General features: G+C 60.5%; 14 protein-coding genes. 7 read left to right on the top strand and 7 right to left on the bottom strand.

The window, feature by feature from the left end; genetic code table 11:
• Positions 1–101: 101 nt before the first annotated feature.
• Positions 102–2,126 carry a M1 family metallopeptidase gene (locus ESZ00_RS12655; protein WP_129208619.1) on the top strand — a complete coding sequence of 675 codons (2,025 nt, stop codon included), beginning with the start codon at positions 102–104 and terminating at the stop codon, positions 2,124–2,126.
• 192 nt (positions 2,127–2,318) lie between these two features.
• Complete coding sequence (locus ESZ00_RS12650) at positions 2,319–4,349, top strand: beta-N-acetylhexosaminidase (RefSeq protein ID WP_129208618.1); 2,031 nt, start codon at positions 2,319–2,321, stop codon at positions 4,347–4,349.
• Positions 4,350–4,408: 59 nt separating this feature from the next.
• Here ESZ00_RS12650 and ESZ00_RS12645 read toward each other — a convergent pair whose 3' ends face one another.
• Positions 4,409–6,235, bottom strand: coding sequence for a sensor domain-containing diguanylate cyclase (locus ESZ00_RS12645; RefSeq protein WP_129208617.1), 1,827 nt, complete (start codon positions 6,233–6,235; stop codon positions 4,409–4,411).
• Between the two features lie 549 nt (positions 6,236–6,784).
• Positions 6,785–8,254, bottom strand: coding sequence for a xylulokinase (gene xylB, locus ESZ00_RS12640; protein ID WP_129208616.1), 1,470 nt, complete (start codon positions 8,252–8,254; stop codon positions 6,785–6,787).
• 172 nt (positions 8,255–8,426) lie between these two features.
• On the opposite strand from xylB, the gene ESZ00_RS12635 reads away from it, so the two are divergent.
• Both ESZ00_RS12635 and ESZ00_RS12630 read left to right on the top strand, forming a co-directional pair.
• Positions 8,427–9,815, top strand: a complete 1,389-nt coding sequence (locus ESZ00_RS12635) for a M16 family metallopeptidase (protein WP_129208615.1) — start codon at positions 8,427–8,429, stop codon at positions 9,813–9,815.
• Positions 9,815–11,230 (top strand): M16 family metallopeptidase, encoded by a 1,416-nt coding sequence (locus ESZ00_RS12630; protein WP_129208614.1) that lies wholly within the window; start codon positions 9,815–9,817, stop codon positions 11,228–11,230. The genes ESZ00_RS12635 and ESZ00_RS12630 overlap by 1 nt, the downstream gene beginning before the upstream one ends.
• Before the next feature lie 74 nt (positions 11,231–11,304).
• Here the strand turns inward: ESZ00_RS12630 and ESZ00_RS12625 are convergent, their stop codons facing one another.
• From ESZ00_RS12625 to ESZ00_RS12610, 4 genes are all read right to left on the bottom strand, one after another.
• A complete protein-coding gene (locus ESZ00_RS12625) occupies positions 11,305–12,240 on the bottom strand; it encodes a hypothetical protein (RefSeq protein WP_129208613.1) in 936 nt (311 codons plus the stop codon).
• A 145-nt stretch (positions 12,241–12,385) separates the two neighbouring features.
• Positions 12,386–13,321, bottom strand: coding sequence for a glutamate formimidoyltransferase (ftcD, locus tag ESZ00_RS12620; RefSeq protein ID WP_129208612.1), 936 nt, complete (start codon positions 13,319–13,321; stop codon positions 12,386–12,388).
• A gap of 90 nt (positions 13,322–13,411) precedes the next feature.
• Positions 13,412–14,152 carry an acyloxyacyl hydrolase gene (locus ESZ00_RS12615; RefSeq protein WP_129208611.1) on the bottom strand — a complete coding sequence of 247 codons (741 nt, stop codon included), beginning with the start codon at positions 14,150–14,152 and terminating at the stop codon, positions 13,412–13,414.
• Between the two features lie 114 nt (positions 14,153–14,266).
• Positions 14,267–15,016 (bottom strand): YebC/PmpR family DNA-binding transcriptional regulator, encoded by a 750-nt coding sequence (locus ESZ00_RS12610; protein ID WP_129208610.1) that lies wholly within the window; start codon positions 15,014–15,016, stop codon positions 14,267–14,269.
• 265 nt (positions 15,017–15,281) lie between these two features.
• Here ESZ00_RS12610 and ESZ00_RS12605 point away from each other — a divergent pair, with 265 nt between their 5' ends.
• The 3 genes from ESZ00_RS12605 to ESZ00_RS12595 all read left to right on the top strand — a co-directional run bounded on the left by ESZ00_RS12605 (position 15,282) and on the right by ESZ00_RS12595 (position 17,979).
• Positions 15,282–15,674, top strand: a complete 393-nt coding sequence (locus ESZ00_RS12605; protein WP_268235303.1) for a BlaI/MecI/CopY family transcriptional regulator — start codon at positions 15,282–15,284, stop codon at positions 15,672–15,674.
• Positions 15,674–17,080, top strand: coding sequence for a M56 family metallopeptidase (locus ESZ00_RS20325; RefSeq protein WP_229741235.1), 1,407 nt, complete (start codon positions 15,674–15,676; stop codon positions 17,078–17,080). Before ESZ00_RS12605 ends, ESZ00_RS20325 begins: the two co-directional genes overlap by 1 nt.
• Before the next feature lie 104 nt (positions 17,081–17,184).
• Positions 17,185–17,979 (top strand): hypothetical protein, encoded by a 795-nt coding sequence (locus ESZ00_RS12595; RefSeq protein ID WP_204520207.1) that lies wholly within the window; start codon positions 17,185–17,187, stop codon positions 17,977–17,979.
• 334 nt (positions 17,980–18,313) lie between these two features.
• Here ESZ00_RS12595 and recN read toward each other — a convergent pair whose 3' ends face one another.
• Positions 18,314–19,999 carry a DNA repair protein RecN gene (gene recN / locus ESZ00_RS12590; RefSeq protein WP_129208609.1) on the bottom strand — a complete coding sequence of 562 codons (1,686 nt, stop codon included), beginning with the start codon at positions 19,997–19,999 and terminating at the stop codon, positions 18,314–18,316.
• Positions 20,000–20,122: the final 123 nt, after the last annotated feature.

Here is a 20,122-nt window from a genome sequence, read left to right as displayed (position 1 = left end):
CTTCTCCTCCTGCAATTGTTCTTATCTCATTCTTGAAACTGTTTTTATTTCATTCCTTCTATTGATCGAATTTCATTTCTGTAGAAAGAGAGTCCTGCTCTATGCCGCACCGCCGCTCGCTTCCGCTCTTCTTCGTTGCTGCGTGTAGTCTTGTTGCTCCAGCCTTTGCGCAGAATGCGAATCCATATGATCCGCGTCTTACCTTTGCGCCGCTCGCATTGCCCGATCCGGTGAATGTCTATCGCTCGAGCAATGGCGCACCCGGGCCCGCGTACTGGCAAAATGAGGCCGACTACGAACTGCACGCGCAGCTGGATACGGCGGCGAAGGTGCTGCACACGCATGAAGTCATTACCTACACCAACAACTCGCCGGATACGCTGCCGAGCCTGTGGATTCAGCTGGACCAGAACATCTACCGGAAGGATTCGCGCGCACATGAAATGAGTGGCAGCATGCGGATGCGGCGTCGTGCGACGACGCCTGAGGATGGTCCGCAGCCTTCAACCGACGGGTATGTGCTCGACTCGGTCACCGTGGAGACGCAGGGCAAAGCGGAGAAGGTGGATTATGTTGTCTCCGACACGCGCATGCAGGTGCGTCTGCCTGAGCCGCTGCGTGGACACGGCGCGCAGATTCGTATCCGCATCGATTATCACTATCAGATTCCTGGTGTGTGGGGTGGACGCACTTCATGGGCTACAACGACGGGTTCGGTGGACGACAAGCCTGGCAATTTGCCGAAGGGCGATATCTACGACATGGCGCAGTGGTTTCCCCGCATGTGCGTGTACGATGATCTTCGCGGCTGGGACACGCTGCCTTATATCGGCAGCGAGTTCTATCTCGAGTACGGCAACATCGACTACTACGTGTCCGTGCCTGCAAACATGATTGTTGCGGGATCGGGTGAGCTGATGAACCCGAAGGACGTGCTCACGGCCCAGGAGATGGCGCGGCTCGACGAGGCGCGCAAGAGCGACAAGACCGTCGTGATTCGCGGTGCTTCGGAAGTCACTTCGCCCGCGAGCCGTCCGAAGCAGTCAGGCGATTTGACCTGGCACTTCCGCATGGAACACACGCGCGATGTGGCATGGTCGGCTTCGCCGGTCTTCGTGTGGGATGCTGCACGGATCAATCTTCCGGATGGCAAGTCATCGCTTGCGATGAGCTTCTATCCGCCGGAGAGTGTGGGTCCGAACAGCAAAGGCGAGGATGCGTGGGCGCATTCGACAGAATATGTGAAGGACACGGTCGAGCACTTCTCGAAGCAGTGGTATCCCTACCCGTGGCCGGCGGCGATTAATGTGGCGGGCTTCTCGACGGGCATGGAGTATCCGGGCATCGTCTTCGACGGCATTCCGGACAGCGGTGCGTTTCTCTTCTGGGTGACGGCGCATGAGATCGGCCATGACTGGTTCCCGATGATCGTGGGCTCGAACGAGCGTCGCCATGCCTTCATGGATGAAGGCTTCAATACCTTCATCGATATCGACGAGTCTGCGACCTTTGCCGGCGGTAAGTATGGGCCGAAGCGTGACTCCGAATACTCGGCCGGCGGCGAGCCGCCAGACATGATCCTGAAGGTGCTCGACAACCCCGATGCGCCGACGGTGATGGCCACGGCCGACAGCTATCCAATGATGCTTGGCCATCCGGTGAGCTACTTCAAAGGCGCGTACGGCATGGTGCTGCTGCGCGAACAGATCCTCGGTCCCGAGCGCTTCGACTGGGCCTTCCGCAAGTACATTCGCGACTGGGCATTCAAGCACCCCTCTCCATCGGATTTCTTCCGCGAGATGCAAAGCGAGGGCGGGGAAGACCTGTCGTACTTCTGGCGTGGCTGGTACATGAACAACTGGAAGTTCGATCTTGCGGTAGACAGCGTGGCGGATAACAAGGTCACCATCAGCAATCGTGGACAGCTTGTTCTTCCGGCGACCTTCGAGGTGAAGTTCGCCGACGGCACAAGCGAACGCCACCAGCTGCCGGTCGAGACCTGGCTCTCGAAGGGTACATTGGTGTGGGCGCCGGATAACGGCAAAAAAATCGCCTCGGTGCTTATCGATCCCGATCATGTTCTGCCCGATGACGATCGCAGTAATAACGAGAAGAAGGCAGAGTAGGGAAGAGCACAGGCACATCGAATTCGATGTGCCTGTGCTCTTTAGGGAGGATTTTGGCTGCGAAAGAGCCTGCGAGGTCTAGACAGGTATACTGTCCGTGCCGAAAATAACCCCATTCACCAACATCTGTGCGGAGGTAGTGTGCGCGTTTTGGATCGTTTTTGTTCTGCCGGTATTCTGATCGGACTTGCCATGAGTTTTACCCCACTGCAGGCTCAGCCGGTGCCGTTCGTCAATACGCTGATGCCTCAGCCCGCACACATCTCGGAGGGCAGCGGCAATCTCGCGCTCGGCACGCAGTTCACGGCCTGCGAAGATAAATTTCACGATGGCCGTCTCGATCGCGCCGTCAGCCGCCTGCTTGTCCGGCTCAAGAGCGAGACCGGTTTGCAGATCGCTACTGCTCCGGGTGCATGTTCGGCAACGCTGACCGTAAGCGTGGATGGTGCAGGCGAAGCCATTCAGTCGGATGATGAAGACGAATCCTATTCGCTGGAAGTGACAGGGGACGGTGCGCATCTGCATGCCGCGACCGTGGTGGGCGCGATTCATGGTCTTGCCACCGTCTACCAGCTTGTTCAGGCGGCAGGCGACGGATGGGTGATGCCTGCGGTTTCGATCCAGGATGCGCCGCGCTTTCGCTGGCGTGGTCTCATGATTGACTCCAGCCGTCACTGGATTCCGATCGATGTGATCTATCGCACGCTTGACGGCATGGCTGCGGTGAAGATGAATGTCTTCCACTGGCATCTCAGCGACGACCAGGGCTTCCGCATTGAGAGCAAGGTCTTTCCCAAGCTGCAGGAGCTGGGTTCAGACGGTGATTACTACACGCAGGACCAGGTGCGCTCGGTGATTGCTTATGCGCGGGATCGCGGCATCCGTGTGGTGCCGGAGTTCGACATTCCTGGACACGCGCTTTCGTGGCTGGTCGGTTATCCCGATCTCGCGAGCGGCGTGGGCACGGATGGCAAGGGAAATCACCAGGGGCCGTATGCCATCAGCCGCGAATATGGGGTCTTCGATCCGGTGCTCGATCCCACGCGCGAAAGTACATACCAGTTCCTTGATAAGTTCATCAGCGAGATGACTGCGCTCTTTCCCGATCCGTACTTCCATGTCGGCGGCGACGAGAACAACGGCGTGCAGTGGAAGAACAATCCGCGCATTCAGGCCTTTATGAAGGCGCATGATCTGAAGGACACCGCGGCGCTGCAGACCTATTTCAACCAGAAACTGTTACCGATTCTGAAGAAGAACCACAAGAAGATGATCGGCTGGGATGAGATTTTTGCACCGGGCCTTGATAAGGATGCTGTGATCCAGTCGTGGCGCGGTTTCGATTCGCTGGCCGCTTCGGCGAAGGCAGGCTACGGCGGTATCCTCTCGGCCGGCTACTATCTTGATCACATCGATTCTGCCGAGCAGCACTATGCAGTCGATCCCATTCCCGCTGGCAGCGATCTGACCGCCGAGCAGGCAGCGCGCATTTTCGGCGGCGAAGCCTGCATGTGGAGCGAGCATCTCTCGCCGCGCAGCGTCGATTCACGCATCTGGCCGCGGACTGCGGTAGTTGCGGAGCGGCTATGGTCGCCGCAGTCGGTGAGCGATGTGAGTGATATGTATCGCCGCCTCTGGGTGGAATCGGTGCGTCTGGAAGACTTTGGCCTGCAGCATCTTTCTGCCGAAGACATGGCGCTCCGCAAACTCGCCGCTCCGGAGATTGCCACTCCCGATCAGGTGGCGCCGTTGCGCATCTTCGCCAGCGTGCTTCAGCCTGTCGGATTCGATGAACGCTATCAGCTGCAGCATACCTCGCAGCTCACCCCGATGGATCACCTCATCGATGCGGTGCGCCCCGATCCACCCTCGCGATTCGAGGTGGAAGCGGCTGTTGCTGAGTATCTGAAGCACCCTTCGGCCGATTCACCTGCGCATGCGCAGCTTGAAGCGTGGTTCCAGCAGTGGGTAACCACTGCGCCACAGCTGGCTCCGCTGATGAAGGCGCCTCTGTTGCAGGAGGCCGCGCCCAAGGCTGAGCAGTTCGGCCAACTGGGGCAGCTTGGATTGGATGCGCTGAAGTATCTGGATGCGAAGCAGGCTGCACCGGCGGGATGGAAGGATCAGTCGCTGGCTCTGTTGAAGAGCGCGAAGGAGCCGATCGGCAAGGTGCGCTTTACTGTGCTGGAGCCGCTGACGCAGCTGGTGCAGAGCGTGCAGTAAGAGTTCCGCAATCAGGATGAGATAGCCCGCATGGATGTTCTCCATGCGGGTTGTTTCATTCAGGCGGTTTCGAGGTCTCCCGCGATCTGGAGTTGATCGCGCCCTTGCGCCTTAGCCTGATAGAGAGCTGCGTCGGCAGCCCGGAGCAGCGCGAGCCAGCTGCCATGAACGGTGGCGCTCATAGAGGCACAGCCGGCGCTTACCGTGACGACTCCCGGAGGATTGGCGCTGTGTGCGACACCGCGCAGGCGGACTGCTTTGAGAATCTCATTGCAGACCATTAGCGCTCCGGTGTGGCCGGTGTTGGGAAGAATCACCGCGAACTCCTCGCCGCCGTAGCGTGCGGCAAGATCGGTCGCACGATTCAGGGTCTCCTGGATGGCCTCGGCGACCTGCCGCAGACATTCATCGCCGGAGAGGTGACCGTATAGATCGTTGTAATGCTTGAAGTGATCGACATCGAGCATGAGCAGCGAGAGCTGGCCGCCTTCCCGTACGGTGCGCAGCCACTCCTGTTCCAGAACTTCATCGAAACGCCGCCGATTGGCCAATCCTGTCAGGCCGTCCACGCTGGCCAGTGTCTCCACCAGGGAAAAGGCTCGCGCCAGTTCTTCTTCCACTTTTTTGCGGTCGGTGATGTCGCGCACGACGGCTACATAGCCGGTGGCTTCTCCGGTTGCCGGATCGAGCAGCAGGCGCGGGTTCGATTCCAGCCAGCGATAGCTTCCGTTTTTCGCACGCTGGCGATAGGTCGTAGGCGGCATGGGACGACCTTCCCGGCAATCCTCGAGCATCCTTTGGAACAGTTCTATGTCTTCGGTGTGCACCAGTTCCTGGTAAGAGCCGCCGATGAGCTCTTCGGGCGACCAGCCGAGAACTTCGAGCGCTGCGGGCGAGACATACTGCCGATTCCCTGCGAGATCGGTGAGCACGATGATGTCGCGCGAGGATTCGGCCAGCATGCGGAACCGGGTCTCGTTGACATCGAGATTCTGTTGCAGGCGCAGCCTGCTGACCACCACGACATCGAGGATATAGAGGGTCAGCATGGTGAGCGCAATGAAGGCTTGCAGCGCCATGTCCCGCTGCGCGATGGTGGCGCCATGGATCAGCATGGTTGGCCCGTGACCGCGCGAGGTGAGGATGCCTCCAATGACGGCAATCAGCAGCAGGGCCATCGCCGATCCGGCCAGTCCCATGCGTACTCCGACGAACAGCAGTACCGGCGTCAGCAGGAAAAGCAGCGGATACCGGTTCTGCCCGAAGACGAAGAGGGTGGCCGCGATGACCAGTGAGAACAGGCCGGCTGCTTCTGTCCAGGACCAGAGTCGCAGGCCGGTGCGCAGCCGGTAGCTTAGATAAAGCGGCAGCACCGTCGCCATGCCCAGCATGTCCGGCATATACCAGTTGCGCACGGTGACCAGCGTCGCGAGGGTGCTCGATGGGGGGCTGGTGAGGAAGGATGCTGCTATGGCGGTTGCGGCGGAGGCCAATCCCACCCCATAGAGGAGCATGGCCAACAGATGCCGCAGGTTGGTGAGATCCGGCCGCGAACCCGTGACCCGGCGGATCAGCAGCCATGCCACGACGACTTCCATGAGATTGCAGCAGGCAAGATAAAACGATGATTCCAGGTGCCAGCCGAGCACCAGATTCTCTGCGAGGTCGATGCTGAAGCCCAGTGCGAGACAGGCCGATGCGTGCTTCCATCCCCGGGGCGAGCTCAGCAGATATGCTGCCAACAGGGCATTGGTCGGCCAGAGAACGGTGACGCCGCCTGCATGCCAGCTCGCCAGGTTCACCAGGGAAGCAGCGAGATCTGCCAGGATCAGCAGAAAAGCAAGCCGGACTAAATCACGCATGAGCGTCAGCTGTTTTGCTTCCATCCCTGCCCCTGCTTGTGTCGATGAAGCGGTTCTGCAGAAAAATCCAATTTGAAGTCGCCATCTTCTCTATGTAGGCAGAGCCTCCTTTTGTGGATCGAACGTTTCTACGATGACGCAGCGTGGTGCGGTGCTGCATTGGGCAGAAGTGAGCGAATTAGTATGGCTGATTTTTCCATATCGTGGGCAAATAATAGGTCACAAGATACCAGCTCAGGACGAACAGGATTGCCATTCCGGCAAGAGACCAGAGATAGAGCCGGACTGGCAGAGTGCGCAGAATCCCTGCACCGGGGCCATGCCCCGGTGGCCGTTGTTCGAAAAGAAGTCCGCTGGCAAAACAGACGCATCCTGCCAGAACGATCCGTCCCAGCGAGCGAAGCAGCCGGTCTTCCCATCCCATTCCAGGCACGAGAAAGGCGCTCCCCAGCAGCGACTCCAGTGAGAGGAGGCTGAGCAGCAGGGAAGCGAATTTGCCTAATTCGCTCAACACGAAAGTGACTCGCCTCGGAACGGTGTGCGGCCTGCGTACCGGCCGCACACCGGAGGCTCTTATCCCCGAATGTTGCGAAGCGCCGGATACACCTGCCGGAAGCCTTGATAGCCTTCAGCATACCGCTCAGATGCTGCGGCGTCAGGCGAAATCTGCTCTGCCACTTCGATCGCTGCCGCGCAGGCCGCGTCGGTGTCCCGCCACGCGCCAGCGCCCACGCCGGCCAGCAGGGCCGCTCCGAAGGCTCCACCTTCTTCTGCAGTGAGTACGTCGACCGGGTAGCCGTAGACCGAGGCCTGGATCGAGCGCCAGAGCGGACTGCGGGCTCCGCCGCCGCCAAGGCGCACACCCTTGACTGGAATGCCGAGCTCGGCAAAGAGGGTGAAGGTATCCTTCAGCGAATAGGCTACGCCTTCGAGTACGGCGCGCACGAGATGGCTACGCGTGTGTCCAGCGGTGAGTCCGACAAAGGCCGCGCGAGCCTGCGAGTCGAGGTGCGGCGTACGTTCGCCGAGCAGATAAGGCGTCCAGAGCAGACCATCGCTGCCGGCTGCAATCTTTGCCGCTTCCGCGGTGAGCTGGTCGTAAGACTCGCCGGCCGCGATCGTCTCCCGCAGCCAGCGCAGCGAGAGCCCTGCGGCTTGTGTGACTCCCATGACGTGCCAGCGTCCCGGAACGGCATGGCAGAAGGTGTGCATGCGGCCCAGCGGATCTTTGGTCGGTGCCGCTGTCGCGGCGAAGACCACGCCCGAGGTGCCGATGGTGGCCGAGACCGAGCCTGGCTGGAGGATGCCCATGCCCACTGCTCCGGCGCCCTGATCGCCGGCTCCGGCAGCGACAGGCGTTCCTGCGGTGAGGCCGGTGATGGATGCGGCTTCAGGCGAGATGCGAGCGCAGATTTCGGGCGATTCGAAGAGCTCCGGCAGCCAGGACTCGGGGATGCCGGCAATGCGCGCGACTTCCGAGGACCAGCGACGGTTGGCGACGTCCAGCAGCAGCGTGCCCGAGGCTTCCTGCACATCGATGGCGTAGGTTCCGGTGAGACGGAGGCGGACGTAATCCTTGGGGCAGAGGATGTGCCGGGTCTTCGCGAAGATCTCCGGCTCGTGTTCCTTCACCCAGAGAAGTTTGGTGAGCGTAAAGTTGGGCAGTGCCGGGTTGGCGGTGAGCTCGATGAGGCGCTCGCGTCCGATCTCGCGATGCAGCCAGTCGCACTGCGCATCGGTGCGCTGATCGCACCAGATCAGGGATGGGCGGAGGACTTTGCCATTTTCGTCGAGCAGGACCGCGCCATGCATCTGGCCGGTAAGGCCGACGGCTTCGATCTTGGCGCCGGGTACAGCGGCAATCACCTCGCGGATCGCCTTCTGGGCCGCCCGCCACCAGTCTTCGGGATCCTGCTCGGCCCAGCCGGGCTGGGGACTGGCAAAAGGGACATGCTCTTCCGAGGCTGATGCCACAACCCGTCCACGTTCATCCACCAGCACCGCGCGGGTGCCACCCGTTCCAATATCCAGACCAAGAAACACGCCATTACTCCAGGCTGATAAATCGATATAGCTGCCCATTTACTCTACACTCCCCGGTGCAGGCTTCGCGACCGAAATCCTGCAGACACGGGAACAGGGGGATCGCAGGCAACGTAGCAGCTTATACACTGTCGTACACCCGCAGTAACTTACACGGAATGGAGCACGCACGATGAGGCTTTGGAAACGCTGGACCGCGGCCGTCGCCCTCGGTATGGCTGCTGTAACCGCCGGCGCTCAGACCGCCGGAGAGAAGGTGCCTTACACCTATTACAAGTTGCCCAATGGGTTGAAGGTCGTTCTCTCGCAGGACTCCACGGCGCCTACCGTTGCCGTCGGTGTCTACTACCAGATCGGCTTCCGCATTGAACCGAAGGACCGGACCGGGTTCGCTCATCTCTTCGAGCACATGATGTTCCAGGGCTCGCAGAACCTGGGCAAGATGCAGTTCATTCAGCTCATCCAGAAAAACGGCGGCATCCTCAACGGCTCGACGCGCTTTGACTTCACCAACTACTTCGAGGTGCTGCCTTCGAACACGCTCGAGACGGTGCTGTGGGCGGAGGCCGATCGCATGCGCGGCCTCGACATCACCGAGGCCAACCTGACCAATCAGAAGGGGGTGGTGACGAACGAGGTCAAGGTTAATGTGATCAACCAGCCCTACGGCGGTTTCCCATGGCTCGACATGCCGCAGTATGCGAATACCAACTGGTATAACGCCCATAACTTCTATGGTGATCTGGCGGATATCCAGGCGGCAACGCTCGAAGATGTGAAAAATTTCTTCAAGACCTACTACGCGCCGAACAATGCGGTGCTGGTGGTGGTCGGCGACTTCGAGACCGCGCAGGCAAAGAGCTGGATCGAGAAGTATTTCGCCTCCATTCCGTCAGCCAATGTTCCACCGCTGCCGGACCTGACGGAGCCGGAGCAGACAGCGGAGAAGCACGCCAGCAAAGAAGACAAGCTGGCGAAGAAGCCGGCGCTGGCCTTTGCCTATCACATGCCTCCGCGCCTCAGCAAAGACTGGTACGCGATGGGTCTGCTCAACCAGATTCTTCTGCAGGGCGATGACAGCCTGCTGGTGCAGGAACTGGTGAAAAAAGACGGCTATGCCGCTTCGGTGGATGGCGGCATCAATGAGCTCGGCAACATGTACGACTATCGCGGGCCGATGCTCTTCACGGCGAGCCTGATCCACGACGATAACGTATCGACAGAGCAGATCATGGGCGCGGTCGACAAGGTGGTGCAGGGCGTCATCGACAAGCCGGTGGACGAGACGACGCTGCGCCGCGCTCAGACCAAGCTGGTTTCCTCGCTCTATGACGACGAAGGCAATCTTGGCCTTGGCAAGGTAGACCTGTTTGCGAGCTTCGCGCTCTTTGACGACGATCCAGGCAAGATCAATACGCTGGTTGCGAACTTCGACAAGCTGACGCCGGCCGATCTGCAGGCGACAGCCGCAAAGTATCTTCGTCCACAGAACCGTACGGTTCTCGAGATCACCGTTGCGAAGCAAGCCGCAGCGCCCGCCGGCGCCAAGGGAGGCAACTGATGCACGTCCGCGCTCTGACTCTTCCGCTTTCGCTCGCCCTTTTCGCTGCTCCGGTGCTGCCTTCGGCTATCGCTCAGGAAGCTGCTCCTGCGCACATCAAAGAGCAGCCGCCCGCACCCGCACCGGCACGCCCCTTTCACCTCGCGCCGCGCACGCGCTACACGTTGCCCAACGGGTTTACGGTAAACCTGCTCGAATACGGCACGGTGCCGAAGGTCTATATCGATGTTGATGTAGCGGCCGGCAAAGTGAACGAGGACCCGCAGCACACCAATCTTTCGGTGCTTACGGCGGAGCTGATGTCCGAGGGCACGACCAGCCTTACCGGCGAGCAGATCGCGCAGCGCGCCGGCGACATGGGTTCGACGCTCTCGGCCAGCGGCGGCGCTTATCAATCTTCTTTCGCGATGGATGTGCTCAGCAATAACGCGGCAGAGGCCATCGGACTGCTCGGCGATGTGCTCGAGCATCCGGCCTTCCCAGAGAAAGATTTCGAGCGTCACCGTACCGATGCGCTGCGTCAGCGTGCGACGGCGCTGGCGAATCCCGGCTTCCTCGGTCGCCAGAAGTTTGCCGAGATCATGTACGGCGACCAGGCCTACGGACGCCTTGTAGCGAGCGAGGCGATGTTGAAGAGCTACACGCTCGACGACGTGCACGGTTTCTATAAGGCTAACTTCGGCGCGCAGCGCACTACGATCTACGTGGTGGGGCATTTCGATGAGAAGGCCGTGCGCGCTGCGATCGAGAAGGCTTTCAAGGGGTGGGAGCGTGGTCCGGCCGTTGCGTGGCCCGATCAGAAGGCGGCGAGCGGTGCACACTTTGCCTTCATCGATCAGCCGGGCGCAGCACAAAGCAATGTCATCTACGGTATCCCGGTCGCGAATGTCGACTCGCCGGACGCGACTCAGCTGGAAGTGATGAACTCACTGCTCGGCGGATCATTCGGTTCGCGCATCACGGCGAATATTCGCGAGCAGAAGGGCTACACCTATTCGCCTTACAGTTCTCTGTCGCAGGGATACGGCACGAATATCTGGGCTGAGTCGGCTGCGATCACCACGGTTTCCACTGGTCCGGCGATCACCGAAATCCAGAAGGAGATCAAGCGGCTGCAGGATGAACCGCCTTCGGCCACCGAGCTCCAGAATATTCAGCGTTACGAGGATGGTGTCTTCATCCTGCGAAACTCTTCGCGGCAGGGGATTCTCTCGAACCTCAGCTTCGTAGACTTTCATCATCTCAAGGATTCCTACCTGACCGGGTACGTAGACCGTATCAACGCGGTGACTCCCGGGCAGGTGCAGGAGATGGCGAAAAAGTATCTGCATATCGAAGGCATGACGCTGGTGGTGGTGGGTGACCCGGCAGTTGTGAAACCACAGCTTGCTAGCTTTACCGCCGGCTCCAATTGACTCAATACTGCGGACAAGTAAAAGGCTCCCCCAAAGGGGAGCCTTTCTATTTGTATGGCCTCAGCGCTAGTGTGTTACTGAACCACGGAATGGAAGAGCGGTGACTGCAGCAGGGTAGAGAACTGGCTGTCAGAGGCGGCAAAGCTCACCTCGAGATCGCCGGCGCTCGAGTCGATGGTGGTGTCGTCGATGGCGGATTTCTCAACCGCCGTGCCGCTCACCTTCTTGTACATCGCGGCGGCGTTCAGCAGGGAAGACATCGTCGCTGCGGTGAAGGTATCGGGCGTCGAGACGACCAGGTTGAATTTCACGCCGTTCTGGAAGTTCATCGTATAGCGCGAGCCGAGCAGCCGCTTCTTGATGGAGTTGTAGTCGGTGAGCTGCGAAGCCTCACCCAGCAGGCCGTGCATCATGAACTGCGTGCCCTGGTCGTCCATGATGCTCCACAGCGGCTCCGTGTCCACGGAGGTCATCTGCTGCAGCATGGAGCTATTGGTCAGCAGGCTCGGCGCCAGGCCGTCGCGCACATCCATCGCCAGCTTGAGCGAGTCGCTCGAGCCAAAGACCATGGTCGTCGGGTTCAGGAAGACGACCAGCATGCCGCTCTTGCCCATCGGGTAGAGTTTGTTGTCGCGGACGACCTGCGGCTTGATCTTGTTTTTCTTCAAGGTCGCCATGATGTCAGGCAGATCGAACTGTCCCTGTGCGATGCCGATGGTCTTGGTGTCCTGCTCGCTCACCCGGAAAGCCGCGAAAGCCAGCTCTTCGACATCATGGTTCTCATTGAAACCCGAGTTCTTCATCGCCTCTTCGAGTTGCTTGAGCGGCGGCGGCAGAACACGTGCCTTCAGATCCATGGCGGCCTGCGAATTTTGCATGGCGCGGTAATCCACCACAATGATCTGCTGCACATTCTTCGGGATCACCGAGCGTGCGTCGTTATCGAGCTGCGCGGCCATGGCCGCCATCGGGGCCAGAGCCGCTGTGCCCACTGCCAGAAGCGCTGCCATTGTTAGCCGTTTGACCTGCTTACTAAGCCTCATCGTTTCACTCCTTCAGCCGGCGCTTCTTTCACAGCATTCCGCTCGGCCTGATCTTCCATACCCGCCTGCTGCGGGCTTCCACGCATGCGCGTCTCTGGTGCGCGCTTCTATCTTAGACTCGTGAGCCTTTTGTTGGTCCCGGCCACGGTCGAGGATGTTCCAGTTTGCGTTCCAGAATCTTCTCTTCCGGATCGAACTCATGGAAAAGACGCATCCATTCGCTTTCCTGCTCAGCTGCGGCTTCCGGGATCAGACCAATCAGTTCGCCACGGTTAATCTCAACCCCGAAGCGGGCCGCTTTGTCGCGCACCGCCGCGTAGACCTCGCTGACCGGAGTCTGGCGGAAGTCAGTGATATTCATGGAGATCTGGGCTTCGCCGTGTGCCAGTACTCCCATGGCTTTTACCCCGGTCAGGCCACCGCCGGAGGCACGAATTTCTCGGGCAATGGCGCGCGCCTTGGCCACATCGGCGGTATTCAGATAGAGGTTATAGGCAATCAGGAAGCGTCGCGCTCCGACTGCCGAAGCCCCGGCCGTTGGGTGCAGATCCGGGCCGCCTACATCAGGCTGGCGCGCCGTTTCCTTGCGCACGGTGTCCCGCAGTCCCTCAAACTGGCCACGGCGGACATCTTCGAGCAGGGCGCGGTCCGGCCGTGCAGCCGCTGCTTCGTAGTAGTAGACAGGGATGCCATAACGGTCCCAGAGCTGGCGGCCAGCCTGCCGGGCGAAAAGGACACATTGCTCGAGGGAGATTCCCTGTACGGGCACGAACGGGATAACGTCTGCGGCACCAATACGGGGATGGACGCCTTCCTGCTGCGTGAGATCGATGAGCTGCGCTGCCTTGCCCGCTCCGCGTACTGCCGATTCGACGACTGCCGCCGGCGGTCCGACGATGGTGACGACCGAACGGTTGTGATCTGCATCCAGCGAGTAGTCGAGCAGGGAAACGCCCTCCACCTGCATGGCTGCGACGATCGCCTCAACGATCTTCGGCCGCTGGCCTTCGGAGAAGTTCGGAACACATTCGATCAGGGGCTCAGGCATAAGAAAACAGTGCGTCAGGTACCTTGACGGATGCAGCAGCGCCGGGGACGCGATGAATACAGTACACCTTGTCCCCGCAATGCCGCCTGCTTACTTCTTCCACCAGGAATAGCCAATCTGGAACTGCACGCTGGCATTCACTCCGGGGTTGCGGTCGCCAAGAGAGGCGCTCGAAATATGAATCGCGTTCGCGGCGAAGTCAATGGCTTGGCCTGGCTTCACAAAATAGTGGAAGCCGACGCCAAACTGCGGCGTGAAGTTAAAGACGCTCGTGCCGCCCGGCTGGCCATGCTCAACCAGAATGTCCGGCGGAAACTTGTGCGTGGTGTAGATCAGGCCGCCGGCGCCCTGAACCCAGGGAGCGAACTTTCTCGTCGGGGTGAAATTCCAGCGCAGGATGATGGGCGTGATGCTGACACCGGTGTAGGTGCCGCCGCCGTAGGGCAGGTAGGCGGAATAGAGATACTGGCCCGTCTGGCTGTAGACCTTGGTCAGCTGGGTGTGCGGCGCGGGAGTGAAGGCCTGCCAGTAGGGCATGATCTCGCCGGCGTATTCAAACTGGCCGCGGAAGATGCTGCCCAGATGCGGGTCGGTGATGACCTTGCCCAGACGCACGCCTCCGGAGAGGAACTTGAAGTCGTCGCGGTCGCCTTCGCCGATGCCGCCCTGCAGGAAGGGGCCGAATTCCCAGGGCCGCGAAGCCAGGGCTGCCTTTGCCGGCGCATCGTTGGCCAGGATCTGGCTCTGCGTCTGGCTCTGGGGTGTCGAAGTCTGCGCGTTCAGCGTGGTCGCAGCCAGCAGCGCTGCACCCAGGGCACACATCCATTGCATCCGCATCCGAATCGTATCTTCTCTCTTTTAAAAAATGCGCCGGCCCTACTGGCCTCCGGCAAAAGTGAGGCCGCCTGAGCGGCGGCCCACCTTTTCATCCGAGTTAAGCCGAACTTAGCCTGCGATCTCTTCGAGCTGGTTGGCGTCCATATCGAAGTTCGAGTAGACATTCTGCACATCGTCGTGATCTTCGAGTGCGTCGAGCAGGCGAAGCATCTGGGCAGCGGTTGCGCCTTCGAGCTTGGTGTAGGTCGAGGCAATCATGGTCACCTCGGACATCACAGTTTCGATCTTGGCATCCTTCACCGCCTGCGCCACCGCTTCATACGCCGAGGGCTCGGTGATGATCTCCCAGTTTTCGCCTTCGTCGTTCAGGTCGTCGCCGCCGGCCTCGAGCACGATGTTCATCAGCTGCTCTTCGTTCGCCGCTTCCTTGGCGATGGCGATGACGCCCTTCTTCGAGAACATGAAGCGCACCGAGTTCGGCTCGCCCAGGTTGCCGCCGTTCTTCGAGAAGGCATGGCGGATTTCGCTTACCGCGCGGTTACGGTTGTCGGTGGTGCAGTCCACAATGACGGCTACACCGCCAGGACCGTAGCCCTCGAAGGAGATCTCCTCGTACTGCAGGCCGGGGATTTCACCAGTGCCGCGCTGGATACCGCGCTTGATGTTGTCGGCCGGCATGTTCTCGGCCTTGGCCGCGGCAATGGCGGTGCGCAGACGGGGATTGCCGTCCGGGTCGCCGCCGCCGGCGCGTGCCGCGATGGTGATTTCCTTGATCAGGCGGGTAAAAATCTTGCCGCGCTTGGCGTCCAGTGCGCCCTTCTTATGCTTGATTGTCGCCCATTTGGAATGGCCGGACATAGGGACCTCAGGAGTCTGTGTAGATTGATTTTTGCCGCGAAGTGCTGGAAAACATTGCTGCTTTGGAGCTACTCCCGCAACTCCAAAGTATAGCAGGGTGAAAAAGGCGTGAAAATGGTTCGCCCCGGCGCCGGGATGCGAGGATTTTCCCGGTTCTTTCCGTCCGCGAGAGCGTTTCGCTTTGCTCCTGTTTCAATAAGTCCTAAGAATTTAGTTGACAGGGGCTGCTGTCCGCGCCTAATGTCCTAATTCGTTAGGAGGTGTCGTGACGAAAGAGGCAAAGAAGGCGGAGCTGACGCGGCTGGAGTTGAGGATCATGCAGGTGATCTGGCGGTTGGGCGCGAGCACGGTCAGTGCTGTGCAGGCGGAGCTCGAGCCGCCGCTGGCCTACACCACGGTGCAGACCATGCTGAACATTCTCGAGCGCAAGGGCAAGCTGAAGCGCGAGCTCGAGGGGCGCGCTTATGTGTATTCGGCGCGCGTGACCGAGACCAAGGCGCTGGGGCAGAGCGTGCGCGACCTGGTAGACCGCATGTTCGGCGGCTCGAGCGAAGAGCTGGTGATGAGCCTGCTCAAGAACCGGCAGATCGACGCGAAAAAGCTGGCCGAGCTGACAGAGAAGTTCCACCGCGAGCTGGACAGCGAGGAGGAAGCCTGATGAAGAGCGTGGAATCCTGGATTCTGATCTACCTCGTGAACTCGCTGTGGCAGGTGCCGCTGCTGCTCGGTGCAGGCTGGGTGGCGGCGCGGCTGGCGAGACGCATCGGAGCCGCGGCGGAGCATGCCGTCTGGTTGTGCGTGGTGCTCCTCCAGACCATGCTGCCGGCGCTGACCATGTTGCCCTGGGAGCATATCGGGCAGCAGGAGTGGCAGTGGCTGCATCGGCTGATGCTCTGGAGCGGCAGCAATGTGCGGCTTGGGGCAGCGGTCACGGTGGAGCAGGGGCCGGGGACCATCCTCAGAGGGCCTCACCTCTCGTTAACGCTGCTGTCTACGGTGCTGGCTGTCTATACGCTGGCGATGGCGTGGTTCGCGGCCCGTTTCCTCTGGAGCTGGTGGAAGCTGGAGGGTGTCCGCCATGATGCCACGCCCGTCGAGCTTAGAGACGAGGCGGCTTCGGCCTGGGCGCTCTGTACCGGTCGTTTCGAGGTTACAGACGCGACCATCGCGGTATCTGCGAAGGTCTACGGTCCGGTGGCGCTCGGCGGACGGCGCGGGTGGGTGCTTCTGCCTCCTGGAATGCTCTCTGATCTGCCATCAAGCGACCTTCGTGCGGTACTTGCGCACGAGTGTGCGCACCTGCGCCGCAACGATTACCTCGTGAACCTGCTTCTACAGCTGGTTGCGCTGCCGGTGAGCTATCACCCGCTCGCAGCTCTCACCCGGACGCGGCTTGCCGAGACCCGGGAGATGGTCTGCGATGCCATGGCCGCCGGGATTGCGGGGCCGAAGGATTACGCGCGATCGCTCCTGCGGCTGGCTGCCCTTCTGCTCGAAGGCGCACCGCTGCCTATCCCTCACGCCATCGGGCTCTTCGATGCCAACGTTCTCGAAAGGAGACTTATGAAATTGACAGCAAAGCGCGATGAGATCCGCGGATCGCGGCGGCTGGCCATTGTTCTCACCTGTGCAACATTTGGTGTCGGCGTGTGCGGATCGGCCCTGGCGCTGGGGATGCATGGGAGCACCATATCGGCGCAGAGCGAGGATGCGGCTCCGACGAAAACGCCGAAGAAGATTGCAGTTGCACCTGGTGTCATGGCCGGAAACAAGATCAACGGAACCCAGCCGAAGTATCCGGAAGAGGCAAAGAAGGAGAGGATTCAAGGCACAGTCGTGCTCAAGGCGGTTATCGGCAAGGATGGCAAGATCGAAGGCTTGAAAGTAGTATCAGGCCCGAAGGAACTGCAGTCGTCAGCCTTGGATGCTGTCAAGGACTGGACCTACAAGCCATATCTGCTCAACGGCGATCCGGTGCAAGTAGAAACCCAGATCCATGTGATCTATACCTTGGCTGATGGTCCTGCGGGGCCTCCGCCACCCCCACCGCCATCGAGCAACTAACTCTACTTGCACCAGAATGCAGCGGTGGAGAAAGCGTTCTTCTTGCGCTCTCCACCGCTCTCTGTTTTTGCCGGCAAGAGCAGCGGATAACAGGAAATTGATCTGTGCCCGGCAGAATAAAGGGCATGGTCGACCGTCGTAGATTCCTAGCCCGCTCCATCGTTCTTACTGCTGCCGCCATGCCTGCTGTGATCCACGCACAGAAGGTTCCATCCTCGAGCGATTCCGATCCTGAGCTTCTTTCATCGATGCGAACCAGACTGGCGCGGGAGCTGGATGATCCTGCCCTCGCTGCCACGCTGGCTCCTTCCATCCTCAACGTCGGTTTCGAATGGACATCACCAATGCGTCCGGCCGCGGATCTGCGCGCTGTAATCGCCTATAGCTTTGGCAATCGGCTTGCGGCAGATCCGAAGGCTCAGCCTGAGCCTGGCCCCGTGAATGAGGTATTGGCCGATACCGTGGTTCGCGTGCATAAGCTATTGCCATCCGGCTCCCGTATTTATGCGCAGTGGGAGATCGCGCACTTTCTCACTGCGAAATATGGCTTTAAGGATGTAGTCAGCATCGAGCCGGTGATTGCAGCCGATGGCACGGTGACGTACCTGAGCACGGATGGCGTGGCTGAGGCTGCGGTCAAGCGGGCAGGCGGTACTGCGGCGATAGGACCGGTTGCGGTCGTAGGGCATCGCGATCATGCCAAGCGCTGCGTGCTCACCTCACGCGGACGGGGTATGGACGCGTGGGTAGCGAAAGAGGTGTCGCTCCCGGTCGAGTATGATGCGGAGTCCGGACAGCCGTGGACGCGGCGGCGTGATCTCTATCTCCTCCACGACATGGCCGCGCAGATGATGATGCTGCGTGCGGCGAAAATTGCGGAGGCTTATCCGAAGGGCTGACTGCTGCGCTCAGAGCGAATTCCCTTCGGCGCATTGCTGCCGCTACGCTCCCCCGGCGCTCCCACTGGTCGCGATCAAGATGGGCCGCCTGGTTTTTGATTGAGCCCTAAACCAACTTGTCATTTCGACCTGAGCAGGACTGCTGTCGTCCTGCGAAGCGGAGAAACCTGTTTTTCCCGTCTGTACTGGTGAAAACCGCAGGTCCCTCCACTTCACTTCGTGCCGGTCGGGATGACAACTGGCGGGAGCGTTGTTCCTTGATCGCGACCGAAGGGATCGGAGACCGAAGGCGGTTCGCCCTGCGCGGAGCAGCCGAAGGAGTATATCGGGATAATCAGTCCCGGCTGGCTTTGAGCATTTGTTCCGCGTGCCTGATCGAGGTGTCGGTGAGTTTGGCGCCGGAGAGCATGCGGGCGATCTCCTCGGTGCGCTCCTTATCGCCGATGAGCCGGACCGAGGTGCGCGTGCGGCCCTGCTTTTCGTTCTTTTCGATGAGAAAGTGCTGGTCGGCGAAGGCGGCAATCTGCGGGAGGTGGGTGACGCAGAGCACTTGTTGCGCGCGCGAGAGCGCTTTGAGCTTCTGCCCGACGGCTTCCGCGGCGCGGCCGCCGATGCCGATGTCGATTTCGTCGAAGACCAGTGTGCGCGGCACCTGGGTCTTCTTCTTGCCGCGTGCCGCACCCTCTTCCACGCTCACCTTGAGCGCCAGCAGCACACGCGACATTTCGCCGCCGGAGGCGATCTCTTCGAGCGGCTTCAGAGGCTCGCCGGCATTGGTGGCAATGCGGTATTCAACCGTGTCCCAGCCGTGTGCGGACCAGGCAGGCTCGTTTTCGTTGGCGGTGACGGCGATGGAGAAGCGTACGCGCATGGCGAGATCGTTGATCTGTGCTTCGGCGAGTTTCTCGAGCTGTTTTGCCGCGGCGGCGCGCTCCTGGTGCAGGGCAGCCGCAGCCTTGCGATAGGCGGCCGCTTCGCCTGCCAGCTCTTCGCGGAGCGATTTGAGCATTTCGTCGCGATTCTCGATCTCGTCGAGTCTGCGGCGCACCTCTTCGCCGTAGGCGATGACCTCGGCGAGCGTGGCTCCGTACTTGCGCTTCAGGCGACCCAGCGCCGCAAGGCGGTCCTCGATTTCAGCGAGGCGATCGGGCGAGGCCTGAATCCCTTCTGCGTAATCGCGCACGGTTGCGCCTACATCTTCCACGACCGCGAGCGTCGAGGTCAGCTGCTGCACCGCCTCCGTGAATTTCGTGTCGTAGCGAGACAGCTCCTCCACCTGCTTCAGTGCGGCGCGGAGTGTGGCCTCGGCTGAGCCTGTGCCGTCGTAGAGTAGATCGTAGGCGCTCATGGACGCGGCATAGAGTTTTTCCGCATTCGAGAGCACGCGGCGCTCGGTCTCGAGGGCTTCGTCTTCGCCAGGTTCGGGCTTTATGCCTTCAATTTCGCGATGCTGAAAGCTCCACAGGTCGAGCATCTTGAGGCGGTCCTGCTCGTCGCGTTCGAGTTCTTCGAGCTTCTCGAGCGTTTGTTTCCAGCGCGCATAGGCGGTTGTGACGGCATCGGTACTGAGGACGCCAAAACGGTCGAGGAGCAGGCGCTGCTGCAGCTGGTCGAAGGCGCCCATGGTCTCGTTTTGCGCATGGACGAGCGCGAGTTCCGGTGCCAGCTGCCGGAGGACAGCGACGGTTGCCGGCTGATTGTTGACGTAGACGCGCGCCTTCCCGCTTTCGAGGATTTCACGGCGCAGGATAATTTCCGTGCCTTCGGCGTCAAGGCCGTTGGCATCGAGGACGGCCTCGGCGGCGGGTGTGCTTTCGAAGACACAGGAGACGACTGCCCGGTCCGCGCCGTGGCGAACGACATCGCTCGACGCTTTGCTGCCGAGCAGCAGCGCCAGGGCATCGACAAGGATGGATTTTCCGGCGCCTGTTTCGCCTGTCAGCAGGTTCAAGCCCGGCCCGAAGACGGCGACCGCATGATCGATCACCGCATAGTTTTCCGCGCGCAATTCCAGCAGCATAGGTGACTTGAGGTGAATCCTCGCTCAGCATAGCAGGCGAGCGTGTACATATCTGTAACAACTGCTATCCTTTGCAAGGTAACTGCGTCTAATCGAACAGCGTAGCTGTGTCGTTTTCGACAC

Source organism: Silvibacterium dinghuense, assembly GCF_004123295.1.
Lineage (GTDB): Bacteria > Acidobacteriota > Terriglobia > Terriglobales > Acidobacteriaceae > Silvibacterium > Silvibacterium dinghuense.
Note: the sequence above shows the minus strand (reverse complement) of the source record. Positions and strands in the feature narration are given on the sequence as shown.

What these genes read in the sequence shown, in the direction of transcription:
- ESZ00_RS12655 (WP_129208619.1), top strand. Translation starts at nt 102, where the DNA reads ATGCCGCACCGCCGCTCGCTTCCGCTCTTCTTCGTTGCTGCGTGTAGT.
- ESZ00_RS12650 (WP_129208618.1), top strand. Translation starts at nt 2,319, where the DNA reads ATGAGTTTTACCCCACTGCAGGCTCAGCCGGTGCCGTTCGTCAATACG.
- ESZ00_RS12645 (WP_129208617.1), bottom strand. Translation starts at nt 6,235, where the DNA reads ATGGAAGCAAAACAGCTGACGCTCATGCGTGATTTAGTCCGGCTTGCT.
- ESZ00_RS12635 (WP_129208615.1), top strand. Translation starts at nt 8,427, where the DNA reads ATGAGGCTTTGGAAACGCTGGACCGCGGCCGTCGCCCTCGGTATGGCT.
- ESZ00_RS12630 (WP_129208614.1), top strand. Translation starts at nt 9,815, where the DNA reads ATGCACGTCCGCGCTCTGACTCTTCCGCTTTCGCTCGCCCTTTTCGCT.
- ESZ00_RS12625 (WP_129208613.1), bottom strand. Translation starts at nt 12,240, where the DNA reads ATGGCAGCGCTTCTGGCAGTGGGCACAGCGGCTCTGGCCCCGATGGCG.
- ftcD (WP_129208612.1), bottom strand. Translation starts at nt 13,321, where the DNA reads ATGCCTGAGCCCCTGATCGAATGTGTTCCGAACTTCTCCGAAGGCCAG.
- ESZ00_RS12615 (WP_129208611.1), bottom strand. Translation starts at nt 14,152, where the DNA reads ATGCAATGGATGTGTGCCCTGGGTGCAGCGCTGCTGGCTGCGACCACG.
- ESZ00_RS12610 (WP_129208610.1), bottom strand. Translation starts at nt 15,016, where the DNA reads ATGTCCGGCCATTCCAAATGGGCGACAATCAAGCATAAGAAGGGCGCA.
- ESZ00_RS20325 (WP_229741235.1), top strand. Translation starts at nt 15,674, where the DNA reads ATGAAGAGCGTGGAATCCTGGATTCTGATCTACCTCGTGAACTCGCTG.
- recN (WP_129208609.1), bottom strand. Translation starts at nt 19,999, where the DNA reads ATGCTGCTGGAATTGCGCGCGGAAAACTATGCGGTGATCGATCATGCG.